The sequence below is a fragment of the Cupriavidus sp. BIC8F genome, from assembly GCF_032465815.1.
Lineage (GTDB): Bacteria > Pseudomonadota > Gammaproteobacteria > Burkholderiales > Burkholderiaceae > Cupriavidus > Cupriavidus necator.
Window position 1 is genome coordinate 1,471,945 of sequence record NZ_CP136095.1, and the last position, 12,061, is coordinate 1,484,005.

The 12,061-nt window shown below is 65.3% G+C and carries 12 protein-coding genes and 1 pseudogene; 6 read left to right on the forward strand and 7 right to left on the reverse strand.

What is annotated here, in order from left to right; genetic code table 11:
* Positions 1-2: 2 nt before the first annotated feature.
* From sufU to RS901_RS26900, 6 genes are read right to left on the reverse strand one after another with little or no spacing between them, the layout of a single operon-like run.
* Positions 3-449 carry a Fe-S cluster assembly sulfur transfer protein SufU gene (gene sufU, locus RS901_RS26875; protein ID WP_316157182.1) on the reverse strand — a complete coding sequence of 149 codons (447 nt, stop codon included), beginning with the start codon at positions 447-449 and terminating at the stop codon, positions 3-5.
* Positions 449-1,717, reverse strand: a complete 1,269-nt coding sequence (locus RS901_RS26880) for a cysteine desulfurase (RefSeq protein WP_316157183.1) — start codon at positions 1,715-1,717, stop codon at positions 449-451. The genes sufU and RS901_RS26880 overlap by 1 nt, the downstream gene beginning before the upstream one ends.
* Positions 1,714-3,057 (reverse strand): Fe-S cluster assembly protein SufD, encoded by a 1,344-nt coding sequence (sufD, locus tag RS901_RS26885; RefSeq protein ID WP_316157184.1) that lies wholly within the window; start codon positions 3,055-3,057, stop codon positions 1,714-1,716. The genes RS901_RS26880 and sufD overlap by 4 nt, the downstream gene beginning before the upstream one ends.
* Positions 3,054-3,800, reverse strand: coding sequence for a Fe-S cluster assembly ATPase SufC (gene sufC, locus RS901_RS26890; protein ID WP_316157185.1), 747 nt, complete (start codon positions 3,798-3,800; stop codon positions 3,054-3,056). Before sufC ends, sufD begins: the two co-directional genes overlap by 4 nt.
* Before the next feature lie 53 nt (positions 3,801-3,853).
* Complete coding sequence (gene sufB / locus RS901_RS26895; protein ID WP_316157186.1) at positions 3,854-5,302, reverse strand: Fe-S cluster assembly protein SufB; 1,449 nt, start codon at positions 5,300-5,302, stop codon at positions 3,854-3,856.
* A gap of 31 nt (positions 5,303-5,333) precedes the next feature.
* Positions 5,334-5,804: an SUF system Fe-S cluster assembly regulator gene (locus tag RS901_RS26900; protein ID WP_316157302.1), complete on the reverse strand. Its 471-nt coding sequence runs from the start codon at positions 5,802-5,804 to the stop codon at positions 5,334-5,336.
* Positions 5,805-5,962: 158 nt separating this feature from the next.
* Between RS901_RS26900 and RS901_RS26905 the strand changes: the two genes are divergently transcribed.
* Positions 5,963-6,673 carry an SDR family oxidoreductase gene (locus RS901_RS26905; protein WP_316157187.1) on the forward strand — a complete coding sequence of 237 codons (711 nt, stop codon included), beginning with the start codon at positions 5,963-5,965 and terminating at the stop codon, positions 6,671-6,673.
* 323 nt (positions 6,674-6,996) lie between these two features.
* On the opposite strand, the gene RS901_RS26910 is transcribed toward RS901_RS26905, so the two are convergent.
* The gene (locus RS901_RS26910) at positions 6,997-7,764 is read right to left on the reverse strand and encodes a TetR/AcrR family transcriptional regulator (protein WP_316157188.1); all 768 of its coding nucleotides are present in this window, start codon (positions 7,762-7,764) and stop codon (positions 6,997-6,999) included.
* A 208-nt stretch (positions 7,765-7,972) separates the two neighbouring features.
* Here RS901_RS26910 and RS901_RS26915 point away from each other — a divergent pair, with 208 nt between their 5' ends.
* The 5 genes and pseudogenes from RS901_RS26915 to RS901_RS26935 all read left to right on the forward strand — a co-directional run.
* Complete coding sequence (locus RS901_RS26915) at positions 7,973-9,259, forward strand: alpha/beta hydrolase (RefSeq protein ID WP_316157189.1); 1,287 nt, start codon at positions 7,973-7,975, stop codon at positions 9,257-9,259.
* Positions 9,260-9,292: 33 nt separating this feature from the next.
* The gene (locus RS901_RS26920) at positions 9,293-9,949 is read left to right on the forward strand and encodes a VOC family protein (protein ID WP_316157190.1); all 657 of its coding nucleotides are present in this window, start codon (positions 9,293-9,295) and stop codon (positions 9,947-9,949) included.
* A complete protein-coding gene (locus RS901_RS26925) occupies positions 9,946-10,218 on the forward strand; it encodes a hypothetical protein (protein WP_316157191.1) in 273 nt (90 codons plus the stop codon). Before RS901_RS26920 ends, RS901_RS26925 begins: the two co-directional genes overlap by 4 nt.
* A 15-nt stretch (positions 10,219-10,233) precedes the next feature.
* Positions 10,234-11,946 (forward strand): AMP-binding protein, encoded by a 1,713-nt coding sequence (locus RS901_RS26930; protein ID WP_316157192.1) that lies wholly within the window; start codon positions 10,234-10,236, stop codon positions 11,944-11,946.
* Positions 11,943-12,059 (forward strand): annotated as a pseudogene (locus tag RS901_RS26935) (acyl-CoA thioesterase); the annotation flags it as partial. The gene RS901_RS26930 and the pseudogene RS901_RS26935, both read left to right, overlap by 4 nt.
* Positions 12,060-12,061: the final 2 nt, after the last annotated feature.

Consider the following 12,061-nt stretch of genomic DNA (forward strand, 5'->3'; position numbering starts at 1 on the left):
TTCTACTCCGTTGAGACCGGCCTGGCGCTGTTCTCCAGGGCGGCTTGCATGGCATGCCACGCCAGGGTGGCGCACTTCACGCGTGCCGGAAACTCGCGCACGCCGGCCAGGACCTCCAGCTTTCCCATCGGCACCTCGGCCTGCCCCGGCGCTCCGGTCACCAGCGCGTGGAAGCCGCAGAACAAGGCCCGCGCCTGTGCCTCGGTCTTGCCTTTGAGCGCTTCTGTCATCAGCGACGCCGAGGCGGTGGAGATGGCGCAGCCCGAGCCCTCAAAGCCGGCGTCCTCGATCACCCCGTCGCGGATTCTCAGGTACAGCGTCAGCCGGTCGCCGCACAGCGGGTTGAAGCCCTCGGCGCTGCGGTTCGCTGTCGCCAGCCGCCCGAAATTGCGTGGCGAGCGGCTGTGGTCGACAACGACTTCCTGGTAGAGGTTGCGCAGGTCAGACATCAGCCGAATACCTCCTGTGCCGCGCGCACGGCAGCAAACAGTGCATCCACTTCTTCACGCGTGTTGTACAACGCGAAGGAAGCGCGCACCGTGGCAGGCACGCCGAAGCGCTCCATCACCGGCATGGCGCAATGGTGGCCGGCACGGACCGCCACGCCGTGCTGATCGAGGATGGTGCCGACATCGTGCGGATGGATGCCGTTCAGGGTGAACGAGAGGATGCTCGCCCTGTCCGCAGCCGTGCCGATCATGCGCAGGCCGGCGATCCTCGCTGCCTGCGCGCCGGCGTAGGCGAGCAGCGCGCGCTCGTGAGCGGCGATGGCTTCCAGGCCGACCGCGCGCACATACCCGATGGCGGCGCCAAGGGCGATGACGCCGGCGATATTGGGGGTGCCAGCCTCGAACTTGTAGGGAAGCTCGTTGTAGGTGGTCTTGCGGAACGTGACCTCGCGAATCATGTCCCCGCCGCCCTGGTAAGGCGGCATGGCATCGAGCAGCGCGGCCTTGCCGTAGAGCACGCCAACGCCGGTGGGGCCGTAAAGCTTGTGCCCGGAGAACGCGTAGAAATCGCAATCGAGGGCCTGCACGTCGACCTTGAGGTGCGGCACGGCCTGGGCGCCATCGATCAGCACCGGGATGCCATGGGCATGCGCCAGCTCGACGATGTGTCGCACCGGGTTGACAGTGCCAAGCGCATTGGAGAGGTGCGTCAGCGCGACCAGCCTGGTGCGGGGGCCGAGCAATTGCGCGAACTGCTCCAGCATCAGCTCGCCGGCATCGTTGATCGGCGCCACCTGCAGCAAGGCGCCGGTGCGCTGGCACGCCAGTTGCCACGGCACGATATTGGAGTGGTGCTCCATCGCGCTGATCAGGATCTCGTCGCCCGGGCGCAGGCGCTGGCCGAAAGTTGCCGCCACCAGGTTGATGGCCTCGGTGGTGCCGCGCACGAATACGATTTCCTTGCGCCCGGCGGCGTTGATCAAGTCTCGCACTGCGTCGCGCGCGGCCTCATAGGCATCCGTGGCGCGCTGGCTCAGGGCGTGCACGCCGCGGTGGATGTTGGCGTTGAGCGCGGCATAGTAATGCGCTTCGGAATCGATCACGCGTTGCGGCTTCTGGGTGGTGGCGGCGTTGTCCAGATAGACCAGCGGCTTGCCGTTGACGGTCTGGCGCAGGATCGGGAAATCCTGCCGCAGCCGCTCTACCTCCAGGCTGGCGACCGGCAACGCGTGCTCCACGGCCATCAGTTCATGCGCAGCCGTGTTCATGGCAGCTCCTTCACGGGCTCCGGCAGCCGGCCGCGCAAAAGCGCTTCCAGCCGCGTGCGCAATGGGGCAGGACCGAGCCGCCTGACGACCTCCTCGGCGAAGGCAAAGGTCAGCAGGGCACGCGCCGCGGCATCGTCAATCCCACGCGAGCGCAGGTAGTAGATCTGCTCGGGATCGAGCTGGCCTACGGTGGCGCCGTGGCTGCATTTGACGTCGTCGGCATAGATCTCCAGTTGCGGCTTGGTGTCGACCTCGGCGTTGTCGGACAGCAGCAGGTTGCGGTTGGACTGATGCGCGTCGCTGTGCTGGGCATCGGCATGCACCACCACCTTGCCATTGAAGACGGCGCGCGAGGCGCCCGCCAGCACGCCTTTATAGAACTCGCGACTCTTGCTGTGCGGGCTGGCGTGGTCGATGCGGGTGTGGTGGTCAATATGCTGCCGCCCGCCGGTCATATACAGCCCGTCCAGCGAGCACTCGGTATGCTCGGCATTCAGCCCGACTTCGATGTCGACCCGCGCCAGGGCGCCGCCCAGGGCAACGGAACTGGAGGCGACGCGGCTACCATGCCGCTGGTCCAGGTTCACGCCGGCGATATGGAAGGCCTTGAGGCTCTCCTGCTGCAGCTTGTGATGTTCGACCTCCGCATCGCGCTCGGCAACGATGTCGGTGATGGTATTGGTGCAATAGGCCAGGCCATCCAGGCCCGCGTGATGCTCCACGATGCAGACCCGGCTGCCGGCTTGCGCCACCAGGAGGTTGCGCGCATGGGTTGCCAGCTCGCCAGCCGTGGCGAGGAACAGCAAGTGGATTGGCTGTTCGGGGACGGTGCCCGCCGCCAGGCGGATATAGGCGCCATCAGTCATGAGCGCCATATTCAAGGCGGCGAAACCGGATGCAAAACCGGACGGGTACTCGCTTGCGCGACGCATGAGCAGCGCTTCCAGGCAGTCTGGTGCGCGCTCCAGCGTGGCGGCCAGGCTGGCCAGCTCCATGCCCGCAGGCAGGGCGCCGATGCGCGACCATTGCGGCTGATGCGCGCCATTGACGAATACCATTAGGTGCGCGCCGGCCAGGGCGAGCGCCTCGATCTGCGCTGCCACTGCGCCGTCCAGGCCGTCGCCGCCCTGCGGCAGTGCCACGGCAAAGCGGCTTCGCTCGAGTGCGGCCACGCTGGTGTATTTCCAGTCCTCCTGGCGCAGCGTGGGGAACCCGGCCTGGGCGAAATACTCCAGCGCCTGCCGGCGCGCGTGCGCAAGCCAGCCCAGGCGGCGGCCGGGCAATGCGGCCTCGACGCGGGCGAACTCGGCGAGATAGTGCTCCAGTCCGCTTGCGCTCATGTTGAAGACTCCATCCCGGCATAGCCGTGCCGCTCCAGCTCGCGCGCCAGCTCGGGCCCGCCAGACCTGGCGATGCGGCCTTGCGCAAGCACGTGAACCTGATCCGGCACGATGTAATCGAGCAGGCGCTGGTAGTGCGTGACCAGCACTATCGCGCGTTGCGGGCTGCGCATGGCCTCGATGCCCCTGGCGACGATCTTGAGCGCATCGATGTCAAGGCCGGAGTCGGTCTCGTCGAGAATGGCGAGCCGCGGCTCCAGCACCGCCATCTGCAGGATCTCGTTGCGCTTCTTCTCGCCGCCGGAGAAGCCCTCGTTCACCGATCGGTAAAGCAGGTCCTGGTCCATTTCCATGAGCTGGAGCTTGTCCTTGACCAGGGCGAGAAAATCGATGGCGTCCAGCGCTGGCTGGCCGCGGTGCTTGCGGATCGCGTTGAGCCCCGCCTTGAGCAGGTAGATGTTGGAGACGCCGGGGATTTCCACCGGATACTGGAAGGCGAGGAAGATGCCCGCGCGGGCGCGCTCTTCCGGCGGCATGCCAAGCAGGTTGGTGCCGTCATAGAGGACGTCGCCGTCTGTCACGGTAAAGCGGTCGCGCCCGGCCAGTACGTGGGCCAGGGTGCTCTTGCCCGAACCGTTCGGGCCCATGATGGCGTGCACCTCGCCGGCCTTCACGGCGAGGTCGATGCCGTGCAGGATGGGCTTGTCATCTACGCTGACATGCAGCTTGTGAATCTCAAGCATGGCCGGCTTCTTTGATCCAATGCGCCCTGCGGCGCGCGCCGTGCGCGCCACGTTTACCCGATGCTGCCTTCCAGGCTCACGCCCAGCAGTTTCTGGGCTTCCACCGCGAATTCCATCGGCAGCTCCTTGAATACTTCCTTGCAAAAACCGTTCACGATCATCGAAACCGCATCCTCTGCGCTGACCCCGCGGCTCTGGCAATAGAACAACTGGTCCTCGCCGATGCGCGAGGTGGAGGCCTCGTGCTCGACCTGGCCGGTGGCGTTCTTTACCTCGATATAAGGGAAGGTATGGGCGGCGCATTTGTCGCCCAGCAGCAGCGAATCGCACTGCGAGTAGTTGCGTGCGCCGACCGCGCTCCTGGCCATCTTCACCAGCCCGCGATAAGCGTTCTGGCCGTGGCCGGCCGAGATGCCCTTGGAAAGGATGGTGCTCCTGGTGTTCCTGCCGAGGTGCGTCATCTTGGTCCCGGTGTCGGCCTGCTGGTAGTGGTTGGTCAGCGCGACTGAATAGAACTCGCCGACCGAGTCGTCGCCCTGCAGGATCACGCTCGGATACTTCCAGGTGATGGCGGAGCCGGTCTCCACCTGGGTCCACGAAATCTTCGAGCGCGCGCCGCGGCAGTCACCGCGCTTGGTGACGAAGTTGTAGATGCCGCCCTTGCCGTCCTTGTCGCCCGGATACCAGTTCTGCACGGTGGAGTATTTGATCTGTGCATCTTCCAGCGCAATCAGCTCCACCACCGCGGCATGCAGCTGGTTCTCGTCGCGCATCGGCGCGGTGCAGCCTTCCAGATAGCTGACGTAAGCGCCCTGGTCGGCGATGATCAGGGTGCGCTCGAACTGACCGGTGTTGCGGGCATTGATGCGGAAGTAGGTGGACAGCTCCATCGGGCAGCGCACCCCCGGCGGGATGTAGCAGAACGAGCCGTCGCTGAACACGGCGGAGTTGAGCGAGGCGAAGAAGTTGTCGGTATAGGGCACGACCGAGCCGAGATATTGCTGCACCAACGCCGGATGCTCCCTCACCGCCTCGGAAAAAGAGCAGAAGATGATGCCGAGTTCGCCCAGTTTCTGCTTGAAGGTGGTGGCCACCGAGACGCTGTCGAATACCGCATCCACGGCCACGCCTGCCAGCAGTTCACGCTCGTGCAGCGGCACGCCCAGCTTTTCGTAGGTGCGCAACAACTCCGGATCGACCTCGTCCAGCGTCTTCGGTCCCGCCTTCTGGGAGTGCGGCGCTGAATAGTAGGCGATCGCCTGGTAGTCGATGGGCGGGTGCCTGACCGTCGCCCAGTGCGGCTCGGACATCGTCAGCCAGTGGCGGAAGGCCTTGAGACGCCACTCCCGCATGAATTCCGGCTCACCCTTGATGGCCGAGATCATGCGGATCACGTCTTCATCCAGCCCGCACGGCACCGTGTCGGTCTCCACGGTTGTATAGAAGCCATGCTTATAGCCCTGGTTGATCAGTTCGTCGAGCTTGCGTGCCGGGGTTGCCATGTTCTGCCTTCGCTTGCCACTGTCACCTGATTCACAAGATGTCAGCTTGCGGCCCGTTTGTGCGTCGGGCGCGCAAGGCGCCGATATCCACCGGGTGCAATACCGGTTGCGCCATATCTGCCAGCGTCACGCCATTGAGTGCGCTAAAGATGACTCGATTGATCGATTGCCAATTGGCGCGGATGGCGCACAGGCCTTCCTGCGCACACAGGCCGGCAGCGACACTGCATTCGGTCATGCCCGCCGGGCCCTCCATGGCGTCAATCACCTGTGCGATCGAGATCTGCTCCGGCGGTCGCGCCAGCAGATAGCCGCCATTGGCACCGCGCAATGACTCCAGCAAGTGGTGTCTTGCCAGCATCTTCAGAATCTTGCTTGCCGTCGGGACCGCCACGCCGATCGCGGCGGCGACCTCGGCGGCACTGTAGATTCGGCCCGGGTTTCGCGCCAAGTGCGTCATGATCACCGTGCCATAGTCAGTCAGCTTGCTTAGCCTGAGCATTGTCGCCACCAGTATTTGCTAATTAGAACCAATTCGGTCCTCATTTGTTCCGACATCCCAGTTCCAAGTCAGACCGGGGTCCGCGGTATCCGCTGACACAAGGTCGCAGTCGACGGTGTATAGATAATTATCTGCGCCAGCGGCGAGGACACTCAGGCATGGTCAAGCAACCCATTACCGTCATCACTGGCGCGAGCCGCGGCTTGGGCCGCGCAGCGACGCGCCGTCTGGCCACTGTTGAAGGCCATCTGGTCGTCGCCACGGCGCGCAAGCCGACGGACCTCGCGGGGCTGGAGACCGAGCTCCGGCTCGCGGGGCATCCGATCGCATGCCGCCCCCTTGACGTCACGGAAGAAGGCTCGGCGGCCGCGCTGGCCAACTGGCTGACCGAACGCTTCGGGCGCGTGGACGTGCTGATCAACAACGCTGGTGTTTCACTCGACCACTATGACACCAGCCTGCTCGAACTGCCGCTCGAGACCCTGCGCCGCACCCTGGAAACCAATCTGTTCGGCGTGCTGCGGACCACCCAGGCGCTGGCGCCGCTGCTGCACGCCAGCCGCGCCGCCCGGGTGGTCAACCTGGCTTCGGGCATGGGACAACTGGCGGAGATGGGCCGCGGCGTGCCAGCTTACCGAATCTCGAAAACAGCGCTGAATGCCGTCACGCGCATCCTGGCCGCCGAGATGGCCGATCGCGGCGTCAAGGTCAACTCGGTGTGCCCCGGCTGGTGTCGCACCGACCTGGGCGGCCCCGATGCGCCGCGCCCGCCGGAGCAGTGCATCGACACTGTGGTCTGGCTGGCAACGCTGCCCGACGATGGCCCCACTGGCGGCTTCTTCCGCGATCGCCAGCCGATTCCGTGGTAGCCCGGAGGGTTCGCGGCAGCCGTGTCAAAGGCGTCGTCCACACGGCAACCTTCCCGCCCGCGGCATCGAACGCAGCGCGGCAAGCGACGGGGATTGGCCGTGGTGTGGATCGGGCGATCGGGTTGAACTCCGGTGCGAAATCGTCCAACCATTCCGACCTGCGATCAATGCTGTGACGCGCCTTCGAGCATCCGCATAGCGGCGGCCCACTAACGACCGGGCTGCGACGCGCTGTTGGCGCACCCCCGCTTTACGCCCAACGTGGATTTCTGAACTGAGATTGCCTTGACACCCACAACCTCGTCAGGGACGTAGCCCAATTGTTAACGTACGTCACGATCCGGCGCCCCCAGCCCGCGCGCTCCGGACTGGCCACTGCTACGCCCGGAGTCGGGTTCGGCCGCCGCCGGCACTTGCAGGCTGCGCTCCAGCAGCGTCAGGTCGTCCCGCAGCAATTGCAGGATGGCTGCCGGACCGGGCTTTTCCAATGCGCGGCTGGCGGGCAATTCCACCGAACGTAGTGCCATATCCGCGATTTGTCCTGCGACATCATCCATGGACACCTGTCCGGCGGGATTGAACCACCACGCCGTCCAGTTGCACATGCCTATGATCGAGAATGCCGCGACTTTTGCGTCCACCACGCGGAATGTTCCATGATCGATGCCGAATTCGATCGCTTGCCGGAACTGCTCGAGCACCGCGCGGCGCGACTGTTCCGCCATCTTGCGCTGCTTTAGCGGCAGGTTGTTTTCATTGCGTTCCACCACGCGGAACTGCAACGGGTGCGACAGGATCAGCGTGGCATGGCGCAGCACCAGGTGACGCAGAATGCCGGCAGGCGTGCGCATCGCTTCAGGGATGGCCTCGGTCGCCAGTTGCGCAGCGGTGCGCGTGACCGCGGTGGTCAGTTCCTCAAGGATGGCTTCCTTGCTCTTGACGTAGTAGTACAGCGCGGGGCGGCTCAGTCCCACTGCGTCGGCAATGTCGTTGAGTCCGGTGCCATCGAAGCCACGCTCGATGAAGAGGCGGGTTGCAACTTCCAGGATCGAGTCCCGCAGTGCGTCGCTCTTGGTCTGTGTCTTTGCCATGGACTGCCATTCAGTTTTTCGACGCAGGCGTCGAGACGCCACCACGATAAACAATAAGACGCGGACGCGCCACCCCAATGGCCGGCGGCTTGCGCTCAATCCCCCGAAATAGTGCCATATAGACCACTTCTATCCGTGGTTTGACGCGACTGTGAATAAATTTACGGTAACGTCGAAAAATGGACTATGCTGTAAAAAACGGAGTGAGATGATGACAAGTTCCAAGACGCCCCCCCAAGCATCGCCCGCGGCAGCCGGCCCGATTGCCGGGTTTCTCAATACCGACTGGAACCCGCGCGACGTGCCACCCGGCACGGTGACGCGCAACGTCGTGCTGCGCACGGAGGATGGTGCAGCCACGGGTGGCTCGCTCTACGCCGCAGGCCAGCCGGATACGGTGGTTTGCATCATGCATCCGCGTGAATTCATGGCTTGCCACTACCTGATTCCCGACATCGTGGAAGCGGGCTGCGCGGCGTGGTCGCAGTCGCCGCGTTCGGTCGGCAACGACCAGCGCCTGGAGCACGAGTTCGCGCTTTACGACGTGGCCGCAAGCGTGCGCTACCTGCGTGAAGCGGGATTCCGCCGCATCGTGCTGCTTGGCAATTCCGGAGGCAGCGGCTTGTACGCCTTGTATGTCCAGCAATCCAACGCAGCCCCCGCGGCACGAATCCCCAGGACGCCTGGCGGCCGCGCCACCAATCTCGCGTCAGCGATGCTGCCGGCGGTGGATGGCGTCGTGTTTGTCGCCCCGCATCCGGGGCAGGGTGTGCTGCTGCAGGGCTGCATCGACCCGGCTGTAAGCGATGAATCTGATCCGCTTTCGGTCGTTCCGGCGCTCGATGCGTTTTCGGCAGCCAATGGCTTTGCGCCGGCCCCTCAGTCCTCCGCGTACCACGCCGACTTTGTGGCGCGGTATCGCGCTGCGCAGGCCATGCGGGTGCAGCGCCTCGACAACCTGGCCAGGACGATGATTGCCGAGCGCATGGATGCTCGCGCGGAAGTGAAGCGCAACCCCGGTACCGTCAGCGATGCCATCCGGCGGCGCGCCGCCCACACGCAGCTCTTTACCGTGTGGCGCACAGATGCCGACCTGCGCTGCTTCGACCTTTCGCTCGATCCGTCTGAGCGCAAGTACGGAACGCTCTGGGGCGCGGACCCGTTTGCTTCCAACTACGGTTCAGTCGGCTTCGCACGTGTCTGCTCGCCAGAGAGCTGGTTGTCGACGTGGTCGGGGCTGTCGTCGAATGCGGCGCTGTCCCGGACTGCCCCAGCCATTCACCAGCCCACCCTGTTGATCGAATACACGGCCGACCAGGCCTGTTTTCCAGGCGTCATCGCGGACATCTTCCGCAGCATAGCCAGCACTGACAAGCAGCACCACCGGGTGCGCGGCGACCACCACGGCCGCGCGCTGGCCAAGGGCGAGGAGCCTGGCCGCTACGCGGCGGGCCGCCTGCTGCAGGCCTGGCTGCACGAAACCTTTCCCCAATAACGCACCCGACCAATCCGATCCGGAGACGCAACGATGTTTGCAAGTACCGCTTCACCAGATGCCGGCGCGCCGCTGTGCCTGCACGGCGTCGACCATACCGCCAGGCCGACCTGGCGCCTGAAGGAAACCGTCACGTTCTACCGCGACATCCTCGGCCTGCCGCTCATTCACACGATCTCGGCGCGCGGCTGGGGCCCCGCGACGCATCCCGATTTTCTGCACTTCTTCTTCGACAGCGGCAAAGGCAGCACCATCGCCTTCTTCTACTACCTCGGCAGTGCAGAGCCGGATGGCCTTGCCGGCCGCGACACCCGTCCCCCGTTCCCGGACGACCATGTCTTCGACGCCACCCATACGGCGTGGCTGGTCGAGTCGCAGGAAGCGCTGCTGGCATGGAAGGAACGCCTGGAAGCGCGTGGCGTCGTGGTGTCCACCGAGACCGCGCACGAGGTGATCGAGTCGATCTACTTCCGCGACCCAAATGGCTACTTCATCGAGATCACGCGCAAGCTTCGCCCGCTTGCTGCGCTGGACGCGCGCGACGCCGATGCGACGCTGGCCGCCGCGATCGAGCTGGAGGACGAGGCCCGCGCCAATCACGCACGCGTGACCTCGATCGACGAGATCTGGCTGCGCAAGGCAGAGATCCTGGGCCGCCGCCTGGAGCTGGAGCAGGAGTGTCACGCATGAGCCGGTCTTCCCTGCGCATCTTCGTGCTGAACGTGCCCGAGTTCGCTTCGCTGGCGGAAGCCGCGCGCCGCTTGCCGGCTTGCCGCGTCAGCGACCTCGGCGACTATACCGTGATAGCCGCGAGCGAGCCGATCGAGTTCGGGCGTCGCGCACTGGGGCTGAAGCCCGCGCTCTGGTATGGCCTGTTCACCGGCGGCCTCGACGGCAGGATCGAGTCGTTCGGCCGCGATACCGTGCGCATCGTGCCGCGCGGCCATGAGTCGGCCTGAGAACGGGAGGCAATCATGACCGGTATTCAGTTTCCGATCGAAGGCGTGGCGTATTGCCCGCCAGCGGACGCAGCTAGGTACTTCGAGACCGGGGCGTGGGTGGACGACACCCTCGGCGGGACGCTGCGCAAGACCGCGCGGCGTGACCCGGACCGCCTGGCATTTATCAGCGACGAGCGCTCGATCACCTTCGCCGAAATCGACCAGCGCAGCGAGCGCCTGGGCGCCGCGCTGCATCAGCTTGGTCTCAGGCCCGGGGATCGCGCGATCTTCCAGATGGGGACCACGATCGAGACGGCCATTGCCTTGATGGGCTGCTACAAGGCAGGCGTGGTGCCGGTGTGTGCGATGCCGCAATACCGTGAAGTGGAGATCGGCCAGTTGTCGGCGCTGTCGGAGCCGCGCGCCTATTTCGTGCAGGCCGACTTCAGTGCCTTCGACCTCGCCGGCTTCGCGCGCGGCATGGCGCAGCGTCATCCGTCGCTGCGGCACCTGATCGTGGCCCGGGGCGAGCCCGTGCCGGGACTCGGAGCGCGCGGCGAGCACGGCCTGGACGCGCTGATCGACGGCATATCCTATGAGCAGGCAGTGGCCGTGCTGGCCCGGGTGTCGATCGGCAGCCAGGATGTGCTGAGTTTCCAGTTGTCCGGGGGCACCACCGGCGTGCCGAAGATCATTCCTCGCTTCCATGCCGAGTATATCGGCCATGCGCTCGCCTGCATGCGGCAGCTTGGCCAGACCGAGCACAGCCGCCTGATCTGGTCACTGCCGTTGCTGCATAACGCTGGCCAGCTCTACGTGCTGGTACCGACTGTGGCCGGTGGCATGACATCGGTACTGATGCCGCGCGTCGACATCGCGCGCATGCTCGAACTGATCGAACTGCATCGCGTCACGCATGGCATGTCGATCGGACCGGTTGCGCCGCAGATGATCGCCTACCAGGATATCGCGCGGCACGACCTTTCGTCGCTCGAACTGTTCGGAACGATGACGCGAGCCGACGCGCTGGAAGCGCACCTCGGCGTGCCTTGCTTCAACCTGTTCGGCACCACCGAAGGGCTGCTGCTGGGTGCCGGCGCTCGCCTTTCCGCAGGGGTCCGACATGGCACGCAGGGCTTCTCCGGTTGCCCGGATGACGAACTCCGCCTGCTGGTGCCGGGCACCGACGAGCCGGTGCCGCAGGGCACGCCGGGCGAACTCTGCTTCCGCGGCCCGTCAAGCCTGCGCGGCTACTACCAGGCGCCGGACGCTACCGCGCAAACGCTGACGCCAGATGGCTTCGTGCGCTCCGGCGACCTCATGACCGAGCATGTGATCGACGGCTACCGTTGCTTCGCTTTTGAAGGCCGCCTGCGCGACAACGTGAATCGCGGCGGCGAGAAGATCGGATCGGAGGAGGTGGAAGCATATGTCAGCCGCCATCCGGCGGTGGCGGACGCCAAGCTGGTGGCGATGCCGGACCCGCTGTACGGCGAGAAGGGTTGCATTTACCTGATCGTGCGTGCCGGGCACGCGGCGCCGGGTGTTGCGGAGCTTGCGGCGTTCCTGGCGGGCCAGGGACTCGCGAAGTTCAAGTGCCCCGAGCGCATCGAAGTGATCGAGGAGTTTCCGGTGACCCGGGTCGGGAAGGTCGACAAGGCTGCGCTGCGGGCCATGGTGGCACGCCGGCTGGAAGTGGAGGCGGGCGTAGCCGGAACCGATGGAGCGGGGAGGGTGCCAGCATGATCTGTACCGAAGCCGTACTGGCTGACACACCGTTCGTCGTACGCCGGCGCGTCAAGTGGGGCGAATGCGATCCGGCCGGCGTGGTCTACACGCCGTCCTTCTCGGAATACGTCGC